At 56.3% G+C, this 21367-nt stretch carries 17 protein-coding genes and 1 pseudogene; 8 read left to right on the top strand and 10 right to left on the bottom strand.

Annotated elements, in window-relative coordinates; all coding sequences use genetic code 11:
- Positions 1 to 35: 35 nt before the first annotated feature.
- The 5 genes from AC2FH8_RS10565 to AC2FH8_RS10545 form a co-directional block, all read right to left on the bottom strand.
- The gene (locus AC2FH8_RS10565; RefSeq protein ID WP_496689722.1) at positions 36 to 1157 is read right to left on the bottom strand and encodes an alanine/ornithine racemase family PLP-dependent enzyme; all 1122 of its coding nucleotides are present in this window, start codon (positions 1155 to 1157) and stop codon (positions 36 to 38) included.
- On the bottom strand, positions 1154 to 2353 hold the full coding sequence (locus AC2FH8_RS10560; RefSeq protein ID WP_496689721.1) for an N-acetyltransferase DgcN family protein: 1200 nt from the start codon (positions 2351 to 2353) through the stop codon (positions 1154 to 1156). The genes AC2FH8_RS10565 and AC2FH8_RS10560 overlap by 4 nt, the downstream gene beginning before the upstream one ends.
- A gap of 83 nt (positions 2354 to 2436) precedes the next feature.
- Positions 2437 to 3201 carry a hypothetical protein gene (locus AC2FH8_RS10555; protein WP_282027536.1) on the bottom strand — a complete coding sequence of 255 codons (765 nt, stop codon included), beginning with the start codon at positions 3199 to 3201 and terminating at the stop codon, positions 2437 to 2439.
- Between the two features lie 64 nt (positions 3202 to 3265).
- Positions 3266 to 3619 (bottom strand): hypothetical protein, encoded by a 354-nt coding sequence (locus AC2FH8_RS10550; protein WP_142635000.1) that lies wholly within the window; start codon positions 3617 to 3619, stop codon positions 3266 to 3268.
- 772 nt (positions 3620 to 4391) lie between these two features.
- A complete protein-coding gene (locus AC2FH8_RS10545; RefSeq protein WP_496689720.1) occupies positions 4392 to 5033 on the bottom strand; it encodes a cysteine hydrolase family protein in 642 nt (213 codons plus the stop codon).
- 145 nt (positions 5034 to 5178) lie between these two features.
- On the opposite strand from AC2FH8_RS10545, the gene AC2FH8_RS10540 reads away from it, so the two are divergent.
- From AC2FH8_RS10540 to AC2FH8_RS10505, 8 genes and pseudogenes are all read left to right on the top strand, one after another.
- The gene (locus AC2FH8_RS10540) at positions 5179 to 6027 is read left to right on the top strand and encodes a MurR/RpiR family transcriptional regulator (RefSeq protein WP_271950266.1); all 849 of its coding nucleotides are present in this window, start codon (positions 5179 to 5181) and stop codon (positions 6025 to 6027) included.
- Positions 6024 to 7328, top strand: coding sequence for a glutamine synthetase family protein (locus tag AC2FH8_RS10535; protein WP_496689719.1), 1305 nt, complete (start codon positions 6024 to 6026; stop codon positions 7326 to 7328). Before AC2FH8_RS10540 ends, AC2FH8_RS10535 begins: the two co-directional genes overlap by 4 nt.
- Positions 7328 to 8097, top strand: a pseudogene (locus AC2FH8_RS10530) (Rossmann-fold NAD(P)-binding domain-containing protein). The gene AC2FH8_RS10535 and the pseudogene AC2FH8_RS10530 overlap by 1 nt, the downstream one beginning before the upstream one ends.
- Positions 8094 to 8864 (top strand): N-formylglutamate amidohydrolase, encoded by a 771-nt coding sequence (locus AC2FH8_RS10525; protein WP_496689718.1) that lies wholly within the window; start codon positions 8094 to 8096, stop codon positions 8862 to 8864. Before AC2FH8_RS10530 ends, AC2FH8_RS10525 begins: the two are co-directional and overlap by 4 nt.
- Positions 8861 to 10741 (top strand): branched-chain amino acid ABC transporter ATP-binding protein/permease, encoded by a 1881-nt coding sequence (locus AC2FH8_RS10520; RefSeq protein WP_496689717.1) that lies wholly within the window; start codon positions 8861 to 8863, stop codon positions 10739 to 10741. Before AC2FH8_RS10525 ends, AC2FH8_RS10520 begins: the two co-directional genes overlap by 4 nt.
- Positions 10738 to 11889: an ABC transporter substrate-binding protein gene (locus AC2FH8_RS10515; protein ID WP_142635012.1), complete on the top strand. Its 1152-nt coding sequence runs from the start codon at positions 10738 to 10740 to the stop codon at positions 11887 to 11889. The genes AC2FH8_RS10520 and AC2FH8_RS10515 overlap by 4 nt, the downstream gene beginning before the upstream one ends.
- Positions 11890 to 11901: 12 nt before the next feature.
- Entirely contained in the window at positions 11902 to 12615 is a 714-nt protein-coding gene (locus AC2FH8_RS10510) for an ABC transporter ATP-binding protein (protein ID WP_142635014.1), read from the top strand.
- Positions 12616 to 12618: 3 nt separating this feature from the next.
- Positions 12619 to 13506: a branched-chain amino acid ABC transporter permease gene (locus AC2FH8_RS10505; protein ID WP_142635016.1), complete on the top strand. Its 888-nt coding sequence runs from the start codon at positions 12619 to 12621 to the stop codon at positions 13504 to 13506.
- Between the two features lie 524 nt (positions 13507 to 14030).
- Here the strand turns inward: AC2FH8_RS10505 and AC2FH8_RS10500 are convergent.
- The 5 genes from AC2FH8_RS10500 to ftsZ form a co-directional block, all read right to left on the bottom strand.
- Positions 14031 to 15716, bottom strand: coding sequence for a chloride channel protein (locus AC2FH8_RS10500; protein ID WP_281972772.1), 1686 nt, complete (start codon positions 15714 to 15716; stop codon positions 14031 to 14033).
- A gap of 81 nt (positions 15717 to 15797) precedes the next feature.
- Positions 15798 to 17447 carry a DNA repair protein RecN gene (gene recN, locus AC2FH8_RS10495; protein WP_496689716.1) on the bottom strand — a complete coding sequence of 550 codons (1650 nt, stop codon included), beginning with the start codon at positions 17445 to 17447 and terminating at the stop codon, positions 15798 to 15800.
- A gap of 35 nt (positions 17448 to 17482) precedes the next feature.
- Positions 17483 to 18325 carry an outer membrane protein assembly factor BamD gene (locus tag AC2FH8_RS10490; RefSeq protein WP_142635022.1) on the bottom strand — a complete coding sequence of 281 codons (843 nt, stop codon included), beginning with the start codon at positions 18323 to 18325 and terminating at the stop codon, positions 17483 to 17485.
- Positions 18326 to 18451: 126 nt separating this feature from the next.
- Positions 18452 to 19372 (bottom strand): UDP-3-O-acyl-N-acetylglucosamine deacetylase, encoded by a 921-nt coding sequence (gene lpxC / locus AC2FH8_RS10485; protein ID WP_185956629.1) that lies wholly within the window; start codon positions 19370 to 19372, stop codon positions 18452 to 18454.
- A 212-nt stretch (positions 19373 to 19584) separates the two neighbouring features.
- Positions 19585 to 21192, bottom strand: a complete 1608-nt coding sequence (gene ftsZ / locus AC2FH8_RS10480; RefSeq protein WP_496677586.1) for a cell division protein FtsZ — start codon at positions 21190 to 21192, stop codon at positions 19585 to 19587.
- Positions 21193 to 21367 lie beyond the last annotated feature (175 nt).

The following is a 21367-nucleotide window of genomic DNA, read 5'->3' as shown; positions in this document are numbered from 1 at the left end:
AACCGTTTTCAACGGTGCATTTATCAGTTGAGTGTTCAAATCGATGCCAGGTGATTGCCTGATCCTTGAGAGACATGCGCATGTCGTGAATGACTGCCACGGAGCAGCTTTGTCTTAACGTCAGGAGCGGACATAGCATTCATCAATGCACTATAGTTCATTTGGAACTTCATTTCCGATCCTACGCTTTGCGTCGAATGGTAAGTGCCAACGACAAGATGATCGCTTGTTGCACCGATAAACCTGTATCCAGGGGGCATCGAAAGCCCCAAAATGTCCGTATCTTGCTGACCAACGGCCAGAATTATTTGTGTGCTCTGTCCGCTTTTCGGGACGAGGTGAAGTCTTTTGAATACCGGATCGCAGATGCTCTGAGGGTGAGATGCAGGTTTGGACCCTGTTTCAATTACCTCAGCGATAAGTATGAAGGCATCCGTATACATCCCGCCTATTTGATCTCCGGAAACCGGATCAACGCCCAGAAGTATTGCTTCCCCCAGCCTTAGATCGTTGATGCGACAAGCTGGGTGTCCGCCGAGGGCCCAAGGAAGGTTGGCCGAGTTTCCGCCAGATACCGTGTGAAGGAAGGGACCACACTGCCCCTCTGTTTCATTAGCCAGGTCAGATAGGGCCTCCATATCTGCAGCATTCGGGGCAATTCCCCCCAGACATGCAAAGTTCGCTCCGATGCCTTTCAGTGTAACGCCGGGCATGTCCACCACTTGCTGTGCAACCGAGCCGAGGTCCTTTGGCATGATCCCTTCGCGCAGATCGCCCATCTCAACCATCAGGATAATGCCGTGAATGCAGTCTTTCCGGATCGCGGCGGCGGCCAGAGCGGTAATCACGAGGATTTCTGTATTGTAGCTCGCCTCACAGTATTGGATGACCTGATCGACCTGGCTCAGCGTTGGTGTACGGATCAATGTGATCGGACATGTCATGCCCGCGTTGCGTAACCTTCGCACGTTACTAAGCCGCGCTTCCGCAAGCCCCACAGCGCCGCCGTCGAGCATTGCCTGAGCGATGGCTGGATGCCCGCACACTGCCTTGGTCACACCGGTGACACCGATGCCGCGTGTCTTGAGGCGCTCGACAACAGTCTTCGCATTGTGACGTATCTTGCTCAGATGCACCTCAATGCGAGGGGTACTCATATCGCAGCCACGGGTGTCGAGTGATGTAACCCAGGATAAGCGGCAACAACCATTGCAAGCAAATGCGAAGCCGGCCGGCTGAGTACATCCGTTACCGGCAGCCCGAGTATTTGTGACTGTGCGGCGATCGTGTCGGTTACCTCGGCCTCGGACATCCCCTCATGATTGAGCGTGACACCAATGACCTTTGTGTCAGCAAATGCTTCGATAAGGGCAATCTCACTTGCAGGCTTGGGCATCGGCATATTGGGAAAGTCACAGCGATGCGCGCGCTTTGGAGCGTGCTGGAGGATTACGGCGTCCGGCTGGCTGCCCCGCAGGATAAAGGCGGATGTGCAGAATGCCGGATGGCTCAACGCGCCTTGACCTTCGATCAATATGACATCGGGTCGTTCAGACTCGGAAGCGTCAACGATCGCGCCTTCAAGTTCGCCGCAACAGAACTGCGGCGGTACGGCATCCATTGCCACCCCATATTTTGCACCCTGCATCAAACCTGTCTGGCCCGTACCAACAAGGACAGTCTTGATGCCCCTTGCGTTCAAGGCACGGGCTAAAACAGTCGCTGTTGTCCGCTTTCCGATGGCGCAGTCGGTCCCAAGAACAGCTATGCGCAGTGCTTTCACACCTGCAATACTTCCATCGAACAGGCGCATATCCTTGCTGGGTTTGGGTTTGCGAATATCTCGGATGGTGACTTTGCGTTCGGCCGCAAAAGAAGCGATTTCTGGATCATCGCCCAGATATTCATGCAATCCACTGACGATGTTCATACTAAGTGATATCGCGTCGAGAACAACGTCACGATCTGTCGATGAGAGCCTGCCCGTAGATGGTGCCATCCCGTAAATGAGGGTATCCGGGATTACAGCTTCATGGACAACAGCAGCGTCCAGACTTCTGAAGACCGGAATGTGGTTTACAGTATCGTCAAGAACCAACCCGCTGTCTTTGCCGTCGTGATCGCTATCGATGACAGACAGGATCCTGTAGGCCTCTGAATGGCGAACGAGGCCATTTGCAGTTTTGCCATCCGCCTTGGCAAAGTTACCTTGGCAATAGACAATCGCAGTTGGCGGCAAGATGATCTGAGTGGCAGAAGTTGATCTTATGGGTTCGTCGCTGGTCAATGGCGGCGCCTGCGCCCCGCTAACAGGACGACGGATCGTGTTTGCCACGTTAAAGTCGGTTTTCATGATGTTTCCTTTGTGTGGTCGACACCCAAGGCAACACGGTCGTCACCATCGGATACCAAAGTCGAAGTAGTCGCGCCGCGCGCTCAGTTATCGAGAACGCACAGACCTTTAGATGACTTGAAATTCTTGTTGCAGTTCCAACGGTTTCCGGACCTGTCAAGATGGGCATTCGCAGGAAGCTCTATTGTTTCGCAATTCACACCTGAGGTCGCGTATCCCCGCTCGCACTTCCATCCCGTGCCGTACGTTGCATCGTCCAAGTAGGCATGTTCAGGGATCACGACGGCCGCGCACGTGCCATCCTTTACAAAATATCCACGTTCACATGTCCAGGGTTGGCCGTATCCTGATGAATTCAAATACGCGTTAGCCGGGACCACAATGGCGACGCAACGGTCGTCCAATGCTTCGAACCCACGTTTGCATTCCCACGCGGGTCCATAGGTCGTATCAGCCAGATAAGCGTTTGCGGGTACGACAATTTCTTGGCACGTATCGTCGATTTTGAGAAAACCGCGCGAGCAATGCCAGCGTTCACCTGATGAATCAAGGAATCCGCCATCGGGTACAATCACCGCAACACAGGTCGCTTCATCGTTCTCGCGAAAACCATGAAGACATTCCCAACCTAAACCATAGGTACGGTTGGTCGGATAGGCATTTTCTGGCACTACGACAGCTGCGCAGACGTCGCCACTCAACCTATACCCGGCGTTGCATTTCCAACCGTCACCGTAACTCGTTGCAGTGGCATTTTCTGGCACCGATTGCGATGTAGATTGAGAGAATGCAGGCATCGAAAATAAAAGCAAAGCACAGAGTGTAAACCCAATCAGCGCCGCACTCATCTGAATGCCTAGTGACAGATTTGCGCGCCAAGTCGTCCGAAGGAGTTGCGGCATTGCCTTTGCCTTATGATCCATCCAGCTCAAGCCCCGCGATACAGGCATCTGCGAGGTCGCGGCTTGGCGAATCTGACCCCGGCAGTGTTGCCCAACCTGTATCCATCATGGCCTTGCGGCGGTTAAAGCCAGAGGCCTCTTGCAGTGTTTCGATTATTTCTTCGCGCTTGGGGTCAGCGGTTGACCTGTTCAGGCAGACCGGCACCATCGCAAGCGTTACTTCTTCGCTTGCATGGTCTTTCGCCAATTCTTGAGCGCTGCCGCTGGTTGTCCATCCGCCCCAGGTAAAGCCAAGGATTGAGACCGCAACCGCACCACACAAAGCACCGTAGATGCCTGGTTTCGTCCATTCTGGAAATGTCATTTTAGTTCCTCTGGCGGAGAAAGCGCCGCCTCGCTGTTTTATGTCTTTCTGCGCAATCTTAATCTTGCGCCCAGGCCATTCTCAGGACGCGATGGTCGATAGGCGCAGTTCTTGCCTATCGGAAGCTCATTTGATCAACGGTTGCGTTGTGGTTTATTGGCAAGCCATCGGTGCGTCTGATCACCACAAACGGATCAACTAACATCACAAGCGATGTGGTCGTGCGCGATAACATCGGCAACTTTCCCAAACATCAAATCCAAGTAGAGGACGTGACAGCTGAATTTTCATGATGGAAGAACTTAGTTCACTCTAGCAGGCGATACGCCTGGGCTGCAGAAAACCAGAACTTTAGTGTTCCCTATGTAACCACTTGGAGCCGCAATTACAACGCTCGTGGCCCTACCGCTGTTCCCAAGGCCCCGATACCGATCAAAAAAATGGTTTCAACCTGGCATTTACTTTGTGTATCGGCAAATCCGTGACCACTTATGTAGCCTTTTTACTATGTCACTCTGAAACTGGCATTCGCTGCATCAAGGAAAACATGTGGTGAGGGCAGATAATGCTTGGACGTTTTACCGAAAAGTGTGGGTTTGTCTCTGATCTCACATGCTGTTTTGAGTGCGGCTCGCCAAACATTTCTGAGCGATTTTTTGGATAATGACAGGTTGAACTGACGCGCAGGGGAAAATCGGAATTTGGCGAGAAAACGGGTGTGGGTAACGCCTGAGACGCGCCGTCAAACGGATCGGCTGGGCGCCTCACCGACCTAGCCACGACCGATTTCGTCAAGCAATTCGGCTGTCGTCACCTGACGGCAGTAGCCTTTGATCGTTTGCAGGGAATTGTCGTGACGCTCTTGCGTGTAGGTCATGCAGGCATCCGTTACTTGGGTGACCAGATAGCCCAGATCACAGGCATCGCGAATTGCGCTTTCGACGCATTGATCGGTCACGATCCCTGCCAGCACCAATTGCTTTATGCCGAGATTGCGCAACACGTAATCTATGTGGGTCGAGACAAAGACTGAGGACGAAGATTTTGGAAACACGATCTCATCATCGGCTGGTGCCAGTTCGTCGATCACCTTGCCGTCCCAGGATCCTTTGGGCACGTTGAAGCCCGTGATTTTGTAATCCAGAGATCTGTCGCGCCCGTCTTTGGTCAGACTTTCAATCGTTGTGTAAAGAACCTCGATTCCCGCCGCGCGAAATCCCTTTTGCAAGGCTTGCATATTAGGTACGATACGGGATTTCAGCTGCTCAAAAAACCAGCCAAACTTTGCGTCAAACTCGGCATTTGTCAGCCCTTCGAATTCGGCACCATCCCTGTGGGCTGCAAAGTTCTGCACGTCAATAAACAGCAATCCCGATTGGTCATATTCTAGTGGAAGATCGCGGGTCAATTCCATGTCTGTCTCTGCTTTCAAATGTTTGCCCAAGAGGTCTAATTTTATGAATGAGGGCGATCATGACGTCCATACTAAAAGAAAATAAAATTCCAAAGTCAATTCAATTTAGATTGACAGAAAATATTTTTCCATCACCATATAACGCATGTTGATCAGAGACCGCATCGAGAACGCAGCCGATATGCTAACCAGCGGAGAGCGCAAACTTGCTGCAGCTATCCTGTCGGATTACCCATTTGCTGGCCTTTCCTCGATCCAGGAGCTGGCAAAACACGCCGAGGTGTCACCGCCTTCAATCTCACGGTTTGTTACCAAGATTGGACTTGATGGATATCAGGATTTCCAACGTGATCTTATCGCGGAATTGAAAGAAGGGCACCGCTCGCCGGTTCAACTCCACCAGGCGGAACGGCCCGTTCATGGGGGATATCTGAAGGACTTTATTTCCAAATCGGCCAGCCAGATGGCCATGGCGGCTGATGCTATCACCGAAGATCAGTTTAACCAGATCTGCACCCTTCTGACCGACCCGAAACGCAGCGTTTACGTGCTGGGTGGCCGGATCAGCGATACGATCGCCAAGCATCTTTCGTTCCACCTGCGTCAGATCCGCAAGGATGTGTTTCATCTGCCTGATACGCCTGAAGGCTGGCCAGAATATCTGTTGCGGATGCGGCCCGGGGATATCCTTTATGCTGTTGATTTTCGCCGTTACCAACCGGCGCTGGAGCAGCTGTCGCTTGTTGCCTCACGCGATCGGAATGCCCGTGTGATCCTGATGACGGACAAATGGATTTCACCGATTGCCAAACACGCCCATGAGGTCATGCCGGTGCCAATTGATAGCGGCACCTTGTGGGATACTTACTCGGCGGCACTCTCGGTGACCGAGGCCATCGTGACGCGGATTGCCGAGGACAACTGGGAACAGACCCGAGACCGCATCAAGGCCTGGGATGCTTTGCGCTTTACTCAAGAGGAAAATGAAAAATGACCCTGCCGCTAATTTTTGCTGCCATATCCGATGTTGCCGGAAAGGTGCGCGGCAAAGCCTTTCCCGCTGATCAGTTGGAAAAACGGCTGGTGCGGGGGGTCGGCTGGACCCCTACCAATGTGCAGATCACCTGTTTCGACATAATCGCTGACAGCCCGTTCGGCGCACTAGGTGATTTGCTTTTGATTCCCGATGCAAACGCAGAGGCCCGGGCGACATTTGGAGATGTGACCGAGCATTTCCTGATGGGCGATGTCGTCACGCTTGACGGGGATCCTTGGGCCTTTTGTACGCGCGCTATCCTCAAATCCGCGCTGAAGCGCCTGCATGATGTAGCAGGCGTTCATCTGATCTCGGCGTTCGAGCACGAGTTTCAACTGAAAAGCCCACCGGCGGTGGAAAACCAGGGATACGGACGCGAAGGGTTCGAGATTCAGCGGAAGCTTTGCGAAGTGCTGATGGCGACACTCGCAGAAAACGGGCTCGAGCCAGACAGTATCATGAAGGAATTCGGCCCCAATCAATACGAGGTCGTTATCGGCCCTGCCAAAGGTGTGCGCTCGGCAGATGCGGCAGTAATCCTGCGCGAGCTTACTCGCTCGGCAGCGCGTCACCTGGGTGAGGCTGCAACCTTTACACCAATCCGCGATGTGGCGAGCGTCGGCAATGGCGTTCATATCCACATGAGCTTTGTCGACGATGCCGGCGAGCCGGTCACATTTGATGCAAGCGGCCCCTGCGGGATGTCCAGACTTACTGATGGGTTCGCTGCTGGCGTGCTAAAATACCTGCCTAACATTTTAGCGCTGACGGCACCGTCTGTCGTGTCATACGAACGCCTTACTCCGCACCGGTGGTCGGCTGCGTATAACAATCTCGGGTTCCGAGACCGCGAGGCCTCGTTAAGGGTCTGCCCTGTGACGGCAAAGGACCCCGCTTCAATCGCCAGACAATTCAACATTGAATACCGCGCGGCGGATGCAGCGGCGTCGCCCTACCTGGCTTTGGCCGCTGTTGTACATGCTGGTGTTCAGGGGATCGAAGATGGGCTGAAAGCGCCTGCGCCGACCGAGGAAGACCTGTCGCTTCTGTCAGCGGATGATCTCACGGCGCGTGGTTTTGTGCGCCTGCCCGAAACGCTTGAGGCCGCCCTTGAGGCGTTTCAGGCGGATACGACCGTCACCAGTTGGTTCGGACCAGATTTCGCGAGCGTCTACGCCGCCCATAAGGCTGCAGAAATCGACGCGGTAAAAGACATGGACACAGCACAGAAATGCGCCGCGTACGAAGGAACATACTGATGAGCGCGCCCTCTGACAGAGCATTGGTTCCATTTGTCAGCGTCGAAAACATGCGGGCCCTGGTCCATAAGCATGGCCTACGGGACTGCCTTGCAGGATTGGCCAATATGATCGAAGCCGATTTCAAACGCTGGCCGGTATTTGACAAAACACCGCGCGTTGCGTCCCATTCTAAGGCGGGTGTGATTGAACTGATGCCAACCTCTGATGGTGTGGATCACACCTTCAAGTCCGCGAACGGGCACCGATCGAACACCAAGGTCGGCCTGCAAACCCTAACCGCCGTTGGTGTGCTGGCCTCTGTTGATACCGGCTATCCACAGCCCTTTTCTGAAATGACCCTTCTGACGGCGCTTCGCACGGTGGCAACATCGGCGATGGTGACGCGTATACTGGCCCCCAAATCAGCTAAAACCGCTGCGAGTATCGGCAACGGGATATTCTGATGCGCAATGACATTTCTGTAGAGTACCCAAAACAGACGCGCATCAAGGGCGATATCCAGCAACTCGACCCGGATCACGCGGTCAACGAACTGTGGCAGGTTCTAACCGGTTCTAAAAAGGGACGAACCTCCGAAGATCAGATCACGGTTTTTGATGGTGTTGGCTTTGTGGTCGAGGATTTCTCGGCCACGCGCTGGCTGCACCAAAAAGCGACTGACGGCGCCCCAAGCGAAATGCTGGATCTGGTTGCCGACCCGCACGACCCCAAGGATCTGCTCGGTATGATAAGACGATGCACACACCGTGCGGTCCAAGCTGCATGAATTTGTGTACTCATACCTTATTGGGGCCAAACGATCCTGCGCCGATTGACGTCGTTAATGCAGATAGCACGTCGGAGATCGTGCTGCTGTGTGAGCATGCAGGCAATGCAGTCCCCGAGATGCTTGGAGATTTGGGAGTCTCCCGCGACGTCATTGAAAGCCACCGCGGCTGGGACATTGGTGCTCAGGATGTAGCGCGCCAGTTGGCTGAACAGTTGAACGCGCCTCTCGTCGTCCAAAATTACTCACGGCTGGTATTTGACTGTAACCGTCCCCCTGACAGCCCCTTGGCGGTCCCTGCGATCAGCGACCAGGTTGAGGTGCCGGGGAACAGCGCGATCACCGAATTGAGCCGGGCCATGCGTGTCGATGAAATCTTTCGACCTATGGATGCAGAGTTGAATCGGCTCTTTGCCAACCGTCCGCGTCGTGCCGCGTTTTCGATCCATTCCTTTACACCGCATCTCGATGGCAAGGACCGGCCTTGGCAGGCAGGCTTTTTAAGCCGCGGAACAGGCGGTGCTGCCAAAGCATTGATGGCACATATCGCGCAGCGCCGCCCTGACATGACCTTTGCGTTGAACAAGCCCTATCAGATCGAAACTGAGGGCGATTGGTTTATTCCAGCGCATGCAGAACCCCGTGAGCTTGTGCATTGCCTGATTGAAATTCGAAACGATCAAATCCGCGAACAATCGCAAGTCGGGCTGTGGGCGGATCTGCTGGCAGACGCAATCGTTACAGCGGTAGGGGACATTCCCTCATGAGCATCGCCCCCCTTCATACACATCCCGGACGCTTGCGGGCGTCCAACTTGCTCCGGACGGCGGCGGCGGTTGCTGTGCTGCTGGCAGTGGTGCTTGGGCTGACGTTGATTTTTGGACGCACTGGCGAGCGGATTGCTGTACAGATGTGTGTCAATGTGGTCGCTGTAGTGGCCCTTGCGATTTATTGCGGCAACACGGGCATTGTGTCTTTCGGGCATGGCGCGTTTTTGGCGCTAGGCGCTTATCTGTCAGGCATTCTCACCATGCCTGCTGCTCTTCAACGTTCTGCCCTGCCGGATCTTCCGTCATTTCTGGCAGGCCATGAAGTAACGATCTGGGTGTCGCTGCCGGTGGTCGCCCTTGCGGGACTTGCCTTTGCAGCCCTAACCGGAAGCGCCATCGCTCGGCTTGTGGGTGCGTCTGCCACGATTGCCACGCTTGGCCTGCTGATCATCGCCCATGGCGTGGCCATCGCCGCACGCGAGATCACACGCGGCAGCCAGACGTTTTACGGTGTGCCAAGGGTGACAGATCTGGTTCTGGCCCTCGGCGCGGCCACGGTCGCAATCCTGCTGGCCCGTTGGTATCGCGAAAGCCGTTTGGGCCTGTTTTCCCGCGCGGCCCGTGACGATGAGGATGCCGCAACAGCACTTGGCATCAATGCCCGACGCACAAGATTCATCGCTTGGTGTGCCTCTGGTACCATGGCGACAGTCGCGGGTGCACTTTACGGGCATATGCTGGGGGCATTTTCACCCGCATCCTTCTACCTTGGGCTCGTCTTTGCGCAGGTGGTCATGATGATTGTCGGTGGAATGTCATCGGTTGGCGGCGCAGTGGTCGGGGTGATCGCGGTGACGCTGCTGCAGGACACTGTGCGCCAGTTCGAAGGCGGCTCAACTGTGCTTGGCGTCACCTTGCCCGAGGTCTTTGGCCTGACGACGATTGTCCTGGGGCTTGCCATCCTGCTGGTGATCTGGGCGCGACCTCAGGGTCTGGTCGGAGGCTTTGAACTTGGCCCTGGCGCCGATGCAAACCTGCTCGGGCGCCTGAAGTCCCGAGTAACTCCTGCGCGCACGCCCGAGCCCGTCGTCCCAGCCACGCTGAAAGCATCAAACCTGTCAAAAAGTTTCGCAGGCGTCAAAGCCGTAAGAGACGTCAGTTTCGAAGCTCCGACTGGGCGCATCACTGGCCTGATTGGCCCCAACGGTGCTGGCAAGTCCACGCTTGTTAACTTGCTGACACGCGCCTATCAGGCGGACACCGGTTCTGCGCATATGGGCGAGGTTGATCTGACCCGTGTCTCGCATCACAAAGTGCCAGGCTTTGGTGTCTCGCGTAGCTTCCAAAACTTGCGCCTGTTCAGCGGTCTGACAGCCTACGAAAATGTTCTTGTTGCCGCTTTGGCCGCAGGTCACGACCGCAAGACTGCCGCGGCTATCACCCTGCGTGAACTGGATGCCTTTGATCTTGGGGAAGTCGCCGGGTATCGCGCCGACAGCCTGCCATATGGTGCCCGCAAGCGCCTGGAAATCGCCCGCGCTTTGGCACAAGACCCGAAGATTCTTTTACTAGATGAACCGGCCGCTGGCATGAATCCCGGCGAAACAGATGACCTGGCTGATCGGCTGATTAAGGTCGGCAAAACACGCGGCATCGGTGTCCTTCTGATCGATCATGACCTGAGGTTCGTGAACCGCCTGTCGGACTGGATCGTGGTGATGCACCAAGGTGGCGTCATCGCGCAAGGCACGCCTGAAGACGTGCGCGCAAATCCCAAAGTCATCGAGGCTTACATCGGCAAAGGGCGCACAGCCCAAAAAGCAGAAATTAGCGAAACCAACCGAAGTCAACCAACAGAGGTAGCAATAAAATGATACGTAATGCCCTTCTTCTTTCAACAGCAGTTATCACCGGCCTGGCTGGAACAGCGATGGCTGAGAGTTATAAAATCGGCGTAATGTCCGCGCAATCGGGCTATCTGGCCCCCTATGATGGACCCGCCTATGCCGGGTTCCAGTTCTGCATTGACGAAATGAACGCCAAGGGGGGCCTGAACGGCACAACACCGGTTGAGCTGATCGTGCGCGACACCCGGTCTGACATCGCCGAAGGCGTTAAAGTCGTACAGGAAATGATCGATGACGGCGCGCAGTTCATCGTGGCGTCAGCCGATGCCGATCCGACAATCGCCGCAGCCCAGATCACAGCGGCTGACAGCATCCCAACAATGACCTTTGCCGGAACAGCCCCGGTTCTGACGCAAGTCGGTGAACATGTCTTTGGCAGTTACCCTGCGGACAACCAACAGGCCGCCGTACTGGCAGGCCACGCACGCGAGCAAGGGTTCGAACGTGTCTGGCTCGTGAAATCCCCGGACAGTGCCTACACATTGGGTGGGCCCGAGTACTTTGGCGAGGCCTTCACATCGCTTGGTGGTGCCGTTGTCGGGGAAAGCAACTATTCGCTGAACCAGCCGGACTTTTCTGCCATCGTGACGACCATCAAGAATGCGGATACCACCCCGGATGTGATCGTCACATGGGCTTGGGAGCCTGATTTCCCGGCCTTCATCCGTGCGCTGCGCGGTGCCGGGGTTGATACCCAGGTGATGGGAGGTGACGTACTCGATTCACCAACCGTACGCGGCCTTGGTGATGTCGTCACAGGCGTAGCGCATACATCTGGTGGCTTCCCAGACGAAGGCTCTGCCTATGCCGATTTCATCGCTCGGTTCTCTGCTGCAAAGGGGATCACGCCTGACAACAATTACTACGTCAATGGCTGCGATATTGCGCATATGATCGAGGATGCTGTCGCAGCGGCTGGCACGACAGACCCTGCTGCCGTGACTGCCGCAATGGCCGGCATTGAGAATGGTGAGGGTATCATGTCCAACTTCACTTTCGCGGGGACCGACCGGATGCCTCTGCGTGATGTTGTGGTCGCGCGGATTACCGATGCAGGCGAAAAAGAGTTTGTCCTGCGCACCTCAGCTGATCCCGCAATCCTGCCACAGCCGTAAGGTCTGAACCCAATGGAAACAGCACTCGATATCCAAGGCTTGCACGTCCGCTATGGCCCAATCCGCGCGGTTCAGGGCATTGACCTGATCGTCCCCAAAGGCGGCATAACGGCGCTTTTAGGGGCCAATGGCGCAGGCAAGACAACGACGGTCATGGCCATCGCAGGTGCTTTGCCCGTGGTATCGGGCGCTGTTTCCCTTTTTGGCAAGGATATGACAGGGGCCAAACCCGACGCCATTGTGCGGGCGGGTGTGGCCATCTCACCGGAAGGACGCCGCGTGTTTGCGCAGCTGACGGTCGAAGAAAATCTTTTGCTGGCCGGATCAATTCTGGGCGACGAGAAGCTCAGCGCCAAACGTTTGGCCGAGATGAAAGAGCGTTTCCCGATCCTGGGCGAACGCCGCCGTCAGATGGCGGGGCTTTTGTCGGGGGGCGAACAACAGATGCTGGCGGTGGGACGTGCCTTGATGAGCGGACCGCGCTTGCTGTTGCTGGACGAACCGTCGCTTGGTCTTGCGCCGCAGGTCGTGGATCAGATTTTCGACATCGTAGAAGAATTGAAAGCCGACGGTATTTCAGTGCTTCTGGTCGAGCAAAACGCGGCTCTTGCCCTGGACATTGCCGATCATGCCGTGGTGCTGGCGAATGGCGCTGTTGCCGCTGCCGGTGCACCATCGGAACTAGCAAATGACGCGGTCTTGCAATCCGCATATCTGGCGGCTTGAGCGATGGAAGTTCTTCTTCAACAAATGATCAACGCGCTTAGCCTTGGGGGAATTTATGCGATGCTGGCCCTGGGGCTGGCGATTGTGTTCTCTATTGTGCGGTTGATCAATTTCGCGCATGGCGAAATCATGACTTTTGGGGGCTATGGCATCTTTCTGGCCATGAGCTTTGGCCTGCCGCCGATCGCCGCTCTTGTTGTCGGGCTTGGCGCTTCTGTGTTCATGGCCATGGCAATGGAGCGTACAGCGTTTCGCGCCATGCGCGGCGCGGATGTCGTTGCACTTTTGATCACATCTTTCGCGGTATCCGAGATCCTCAAAGTTCTGTTCCAGAACGGAATTTCCGCCAGACCCGTCCCGATCTCTTTTCCAGCGTCATGGTCTGGCACGTATCATATCGGCCAGACGACATTTGGCATTATCCCGACCGTATCAATCATCGTAACATTTTCAGCCCTTGCAGGCCTGACATTCGTGTTGCGGCGCACAACGATTGGCATGGCCATGCGCGCCGCTGCCGAAGATATCGAGATGCTCAAACTGCTGGGTATCAAGGCCAACCGGGTCGTTGCTGTGGCTTTTGCCCTGTCAGGGCTACTTGCGGGTATTGCCGCTGTCATCTGGACGGCACAACGCGGGTCAGTGGATCCACTGATGGGATTTTTCCCCGTTCTCAAGGCCTTCATTGCGACCGTACTTGGGGGTTTGGGCAGCTTGGGCGGCGCTGTCCTTGGTGGGTTCATCGTCGGCGGGCTGGAGGTTCTGCTACAGGCTTTCCTGCCAGACAGTCTGGCCCCATACCGGGATGCAATGGTTCTGGCCTCAGTCATCTTGCTGCTGCTGTTGCGCCCGGATGGCCTCCTTCCAGCTGCGAATGCCAACAGATCGTAAGGTGCGGTGTTGGCGCAAAGTTCATCACTAGCTCGGATTGTTGCCCTCAGAGCGCGATGACAGACAAAGAGTGTGCAAACCGGATTCTGCGGAAATTGAATCTAACTTCCAAAATCAGACATTGGCGCAGCCGGCGCTGAATTGGGCTGCGCCGCTCTGCCGTTCTTTGACCAGATACCGACAAAAGTCCGCAATAGATCAGAATTTCTCGATGTTACCGCCAATATTGCATGACCCGCTGGCTCGAAAAGATTCTGGGAAGCTGTCGGCGGCTCAAAGTTGCGCGTCGTTCCACAAATTCCAGAGCGTCAGTGAGGTAAAGTTAGTCCTTCACCAGCGCTCCAAGGCCTAATGTTTTTCAGCTAGAAAGCTCAGTTCTGCACAGCTTGTCAGATCGAACACATGAGCCTCTGGATTTCGACTGGCCACGCCCGGCAAGTGCAGATCCAAAGATCGTATCGCTTCAATGCCTCGCCTGTATCAAGGAACAAGATGGACAAAGACCAATGTTACAGGGGCCTCTGTTATGAATGTTCTTCTGCAGCCGTAGCTGCCAACGCGCGGTTATAGGCCTTTAGCGCATCAATATGGTAGAGCGTACCGACTGGCGTCTCAGCTCCGTCATCACCGCTCACCACCACCGGTATGCAGAGGATTTCGTCTCGGTCGAAGAACGGCATCGCCGCCTCAAGCGTAGCGCTTGCTTGAACAAAAAGACCCTGATCAATCAAAACCTGTGCTTCTTCCCGGGTGATTGAACGTGCATCGCCAAGCGGTCTCATCACTGCGCCTGCGCGCAACATCGCCAGAAGATAGGCCTGTGGCCCCGCGGCCAGATGCACATTGCGCCGTTCCAGTTGGGTCAGGAAGAAGGATCGATCCACGAGGCGCGAAGCCAGCGCCGTGGACATTGAAACCGACACCATCACCGCCAGACCGATCTGCCAATCTCCGGTCAGTTCAAAGACAATCATCGTGGTCGAAATCGGGGCACCAAGCACGGCAGCGGCAACCGCTCCCATCCCGGCAAATGCATAAAGGGTATGGGTCCCCGATACATCGGGCAGCAAACCCGTTGCAATCAACCCGAATGCCAACCCGGTCAACGCACCTATCATCAGCGAGGGTGAAAACACACCGCCACCCATACGTCCCCCCATCGTGATCGCAACAGCCACAGTTTTGATGATTGCGAACAGGATGGCGGTTGTCAGAACCAAATCTCCGGCCAGAGCCCGGATCGTGGTTTCGTATCCAACGCCGATGATGTGGGGAAACCAGATCGCGATCAGTCCCAACATTGCGCCTGATACAGCAGGACGCAGCCATCCGGGCAAGGACAGCCGGCTTTGAATGTGATTGCCAATATCTTCTGCAAAGAAGATCGACCGCATCAGAAGCAAGGCCACCAACCCGCAGATCAACCCAAGGATCAGAAACGCGGGCAGCTCGACATAGAATTGCAGGGATCCGGGCGTATCTAGCGTGAATTCGGTCACGTCGCCGTATTCCAGCCGGTTAATCACCGTCCCGGCGACCGAAGCGATAACGATGGGCGCAAAAGCATGCACCGCGAAATGGCGCAGCACCACCTCAAGCGCGAACAAAGCACCGGCAATGGGTGAGTTGAAACTGGCCGAAACTGCAGCCGCCACCGCACATCCCAGCAAATCACGCCCGGTAATTCCGTCGGCATGGATACGATTACTGACCCAGGTCGAGATCACGCCTGCCATATGCACAACCGGCCCTTCTCGACCCGTAGATCCACCTGTGCTCAGCGTAATCAGCGAGGAGAAAAAAGACGCGATACCCGCCTTGCCTTCGACCCGACCATCGGTGAGGGCAGCGCCTTCGATTACATCGGCAACTGAACGCACGCGCCCGTCATCGGTATACCGGTGCAGGATGATGCCAACGATAAGACCGCCGATGATCGGTGTGATCAGGATCAGGAACCACGGCAGCTTTTCCACATGGCTGTGCAGTAACGAGATATCCCCGGTGTCGTAGACATAGGCCTGCAATGCCTGAATTGCCTTACGAAATCCCAATGCCATAAAGCCTGCGGCAATCCCAATCGCCAGCGCGATGAACCAGAACTGAATTTGGCTGGGCCCGCGCCTGCGCATCACCCGCCACGCGTCCTTCATCGCGGCCAGAGCCTGATTGAGCTGGTTGCGCAGAACGGTGCGGGTTGACTGGGTCATTTGCCCTCGGGGGATCAGGATACACCCCTTACTAAGCCACGGAGGGCACGGATAAAAGCCGGATCGCGCGTCTGTGAGGGCCTATGCGTCCAGAAGAGCACGGGCAGCGGCACGCGCTTCGTCCGTGATCGTGTCACCGGCGACCATCCTGGCAATTTCGTCCACCCGGTCGGCTTGGGCCAATGGAACCACGGTCGACAGGGTTTGCCCGTCGGTCACATGTTTCTGAACACGCCAGTGATAGGCGGCACGGGCGGCGACCTGCGGCGAATGCGTCACAACCAACACCTGCCCCCCCTGCGCGAGCGCAGCCAGACGCCTGCCAACAGCATCCGCGGTCGCGCCGCCAACACCCCTGTCGATCTCATCAAAGATCATCGTGCGCGCGCTGTCATCGCCGGTCAGACAGACCTTGAGCGCCAGCAAGAAGCGGCTCAGTTCACCGCCCGAGGCGATTTTGTTTAACGGTCCAGACGGTGCACCGGGGTTGGTGGCAACGGAGAACGCCACAGCATCCGCACCTTCGGGGCCGGGATCGGACGGGGTGATCTCGGTCTGGAACACAGCGCGTTCCATTTTCAGCGGTGCAAGCTCGGCCATCACAGCGGTGTCAAGTTCACCCGCTGCCCGTTGGCGCAGGCTGCTGAGTGCCTCCGCAGCCTTGTGATAAACTGCCTGCGCAGTCTCAACCGCAACGCGCCTGTCGGCCAGATCAGCGTCACCAGCATCCAAACGGTTCAGCCGCTCACGCAAAGTCTCCGCGAACCCGCCCAAGTCGTCCGGGGCAACGTCATGCTTTCGGGCCAACGCACGAATGGCGAAAAGCCGTTCCTCGACTGCTTCCAGTTCAACCGGATTGAAGTCCAGCGCCTGAAGACTGGCATTAACGCCATCTTGCGCCTCGCCCAATTCGACCAGTGCACGCCCCAGTGCGGCAACAGGCTCTTCCAACTGCCCGCCTGCATTATCGGACACGCCTTCCAGCCAGCGCAGAGCATCAGACATCGCGCCCTCAGCCCCATCACTGCCAAGCAAGTCATAGGCACGGGCGACGTCATCGCGAATCCGCTCTGCCCCCTGCATCATGCGGCGCCTTGCATCCAGTTCGGCATCCTCGCCGGGCTGCGGATCAAGCTTATCAAGCTCAGTGACCGCATGGCGCAGAAATTCTTCCTCTGCCCGCATGGCAGCCAAGGCAGATTCGACCTCAGACAAAAGCTTGCGCGCACGCGACATCTCGGACCATGCAGAGCGCACAGTGGCCAGTTGCCCCCCTGCCCCGGCAAAATCATCCAGCATCGCGCGGTGGCCACGTGGGTTCAGCAGGCCGCGATCATCGTGCTGGCCATGCAGTTCCACCAGGGTTTCCGACAAGGCCCGCAGCACCTCGCCCGAGCAACGCCGGTCATTGACCCACGCGGTTTTCCGGCCCTCGGCTGTGTTCACGCGGCGCAAGATCAGCTCTTCACCTCCGGGCAATCCGGCTTCGGCCAAAATCGCATGTGCGGGGTGGTTTTCGTGCAGCTCGAACTCGGCCACAACTTCACCCTGAGCGGCCCCCTGACGCACCAGCTCGGCCCGCCCGCGCCAGCCCAGAACGAACCCAAGCGAATCCAGTAGGATCGACTTGCCCGCGCCGGTCTCGCCGGTCAACGCGTTCAATCCCGGCTGGAACGTCAGTTCCAACCGGTCGATGATCAGCATATCGCGGATATCAAGGGCGCGCAGCATCGGGTCTCAGCGTCCCACGCCTTTAGCCATGGCGATTACAACCACTGACCTTTGACGGTCTGGCGATAAATCGTGCTGAGCCAGTTGTTGCCGCGGCTTTTGAGTTTCAGCCCGCGAGAGGTCAGCAGCTTATAGCCAGCGTCATACCATTCTGAGGATTGGTAGTTGTAACCCAGAATTGCACCGGCCGATTGCGCCTCATCCACCAGACCCAACGAGAGATAGGCCTCGATCAGGCGATAGAGCGCTTCAGCGGTATGCGAAGTTGTCTGAAAATCCTCTACCACAACGCGGAACCGGTTGATCGCGGCAGTATAGTGATCCTGACGCAGATAATAACGTCCTATCTCCATTTCTTTGCCAGCCAGATGGTCAAAGGCCAGATCGAATTTCAACACGGCGGAGGTGGCATATTCGCTGTCCGGATAGACTTCGATCACCGTGCGCAATGACTGAAGCGCCTGGAACGTCAGGCCCTGATCGCGGCCCACCTCGTCAATCTGGTCATAATAGCTGAGTGCCAACAGATATTGGGCATAGGCCGCATCTTCGTCAGTTGGATAGAAATCTATATAGCGCTGTGCTGCTGCACGGCTTTCTTCGTAATTCTCATCTGCATGGTATGAAAACGCCTGCATGATCAGCGCGCGCTTTGCCCAGTCAGAGTAAGGGTAAAGACGTTCAACCTCGGAGAAGTACCACGCTGCATCGTCGGAACGATTCTCCGACAGCTCAAATTCCCCACGCGTGAAAATCTGTTCGGGGGTGAACCCTTCTAGGTTCTGATTGCGGTCAGCGCCCCCGCTGTTGCACGCTGTCAAAACTGCTGTCAGAAGTACCGCCCCTGCGAATCTGACCGCCGCTTTGGTGCCTATCATTCCGCCAATCCTTGTCGTCTTGCTTAATGGGAATACCCCGGTTTGGGCCTTGGTCTAGCACATAAAATTCCAGTGCAAAACGCCTTAGTAGGCCCTTTGGCGGATTTGTCAGCAGAGTGGAACCAATCAGGCGACTTCGGGGATTTCGTCCCAGACCAGACCCTGTCCGGGCAGACGCGCGGCCTGTTCGGGGGTACACAGGATCGGACGCACAGCACCGGGCGTTTCAAACAGCTTGCGCAGCAGCGTGTTTGTCATCGCATGACCAGACTTGTCGCCGGTGAAATGACCCAGAATCGGTCCACCCGCCAAATACAAGTCACCCAGAGCATCTAGCATCTTGTGACGCACCGCCTCGTCTGCGTGGCGAAGGCCACCCGGGGTCAGAACTTCGTCGCCCTGAACGACCACAGCATTTTCAAGCGTGCCGCCAAGAGCCAAGCCGTTCTCGCGCATCGCTTCGACGTCGGTACGACGGCAGAATGTCCGGCAATCACTAAGCTCGCGTGCAAAAGAGCCATTGCACATATCCAGCGTCTTAGTCTGACGACCAATGGCGCTGTCTTCAAAATCGATATGAAAATCGATAATCAAACCGTCCGCAGGCGCAATCGAAGCACTGGCACCCTCACGGGTTGCGGTCACAGGTTTAAGAACCTCATAGGCCAGGACCGGGCTTGCCTGACGACGCACGCCTTTCAACATGATGCCACGAACGAATTCAATCGAAGACCCGTCCATGATCGGCACCTCGGGGCCATCAATCTCGATCAGCGCATTGTGGACACCGCATCCAGCCAAAGCTGCCATGATATGCTCGACGGTGGAAACCGTAACGCCCGCTTCATTGACCAGTCGGGTACAAAGCGGGGTACGATCGACCACATCGTAGATTGCAGGGATCAACGCATTGCCCAGCTCGATATCCGTCCGTTTGAACCAGATGCCGTGGCCAGCAGCAGCCGGCTTCAGGATCATCGTCGCAGGCTTACCGCTGTGCAGCCCCAGGCCTGTAAACGTGATCGGAGATTTGAGCGTATGTTGCAAGTGTGACCTCGGTGAGTGGCGTCCGACCTGTGATGGCCGTGTTGGCATTCAACTAAGGAAGCAGGTCAAAAGGCTCAACTCACTCTTTGCAACCGAATGAAACATGAATGTGACAGGTCGGCAAAACCCTGCTCACATAGGGATAATGCACTGTTTTAAAATAAGAAAGGGCCGCCAAATGGCAGCCCCTCTTTAGTATATTGTTACCGCGATCAGTTGGCTTGACGGCGAAGGAAGGCCGGTATTTCGATCCGATCCTGCTCCGGGTCGTCCTCGACATGTGCAGGTGCCGTAGCGTCAGATTGGCGCAATACCGGCTGCTGGCGGGCCGGTTGCTGCGCCGGAGTATCGGCTGCGTGGCCGGTCATGCGATCAATCAGGCGGTTAAAACCAAATCGCGGGCGGTCGGCATCCCCATGATTATCGGAGACCTCCTGCGGTCGAGGCGCAGGATGACCTCTTTCAGCCGGAGGTACATTCTGGACGGCTGCCTGCAAGCGCCTCAGAGCTTCGGGTGATGGCGATCCTGCGGGTGCTTGCGGCTGAGGTGCGACAAAGCTTTCGGGGGCGTATTCGACCGGCTCGGGAGTCGGCTCGAATTCGGCCACGCGCGGCTGATAGGCCGGGGGTGGCAGGCCGTCATCATCCTGTTCTGCACGCGGTTGGAACTGCGGTTCCATCGGCTCTTCAGTTGCCTCAAACAGCGAAGGTTCACGCGTTGGCTCGGGCTGAGGTTCAGGTTCGGCGCTTGCCGCCACTGACATTTCTTCCAGGGCCGCTTCCTCTGCAGAAACCGAACGGGTCAGCGGTGCCGACATCGAACGACGCGCGACAGGCACATCATCCTGCTTTTCGCTGGCGTCGATACCTGTTGCCACAACCGAAACGCGCATGCCGCCTTCCATTGCGGTATCCAGCGTGGAGCCGACGATGATATTCGCCTCTGGGTCCACTTCCTCACGGATACGGTTTGCGGCTTCGTCCAGTTCGAACAGGGTCAGGTCGTGGCTGCCAGTGATGTTGATCAGAACGCCCTTGGCGCCCTTGAGGCTGATTTCGTCCAACAGCGGGTTGGCGATGGCCTTCTCGGCGGCCTGTACGGCGCGATCTTCGCCGGTGGCTTCGCCCGTGCCCATCATCGCCTTGCCCATCTCGTCCATAACGGCGCGAACATCCGCGAAGTCGAGGTTGATCAGGCCCGGACGCACCATCAGGTCGGTCACGCCTTTGACACCCTGATACAGAACGTCATCCGCCATCGAAAACGCCTCGGTAAACGTGGTCTTTTCGTTGGCCAGACGGAACAGGTTCTGGTTTGGAATGATGATCAGCGTGTCGACAACGCGCTGCAGGGCTTCAACACCGTCTTCGGCCTGACGCATCCGCTTAGCGCCTTCGAACTGGAAAGGCTTGGTCACAACACCGACGGTCAAAACACCCAATTCACGCGCTGCCTGCGCGATGATCGGTGCGGCACCCGTGCCGGTGCCACCGCCCATACCGGCCGTGATGAAGCACATATGCGCGCCTGCCAGATGGTCTACAATCTGCTCGATGCTTTCTTCGGCCGCTGCCGCACCCACTGTCGGACGCGCGCCCGCACCCAGACCTTCGGTGACTTTCACGCCCAGTTGAACTCGTGACGAAGACTGGCTTTGCTGCAGCGCCTGGGCATCGGTGTTGGCAACGACAAAATCGACACCGTCCAACTGTTTTTCAATCATGTTGTTGACGGCGTTACCGCCCGCTCCGCCAACGCCAAAAACTGTAATCCGAGGCTTCAGCTCGTCGTGCCCGGGCATCGAAAGATTCAATGTCATGCTTCTGTCCGCCTGTTTATATAACCCGCCAACGCGGTGTTTTTCTTACCTATCCACTAACAATCCTACCGATCCAAACGGCAAACGTCACGCCAAAAATCGCGAAAATCCACAAAATATGGAGGAAATAAGGCACCTGGAAACAGTATTTGGCAGAGATTGCCAGATGTTGCGG

This window comes from Ruegeria sp. CDSC025 (assembly GCF_059610805.1).
Note: the sequence above shows the minus strand (reverse complement) of the source record. Positions and strands in the feature narration are given on the sequence as shown.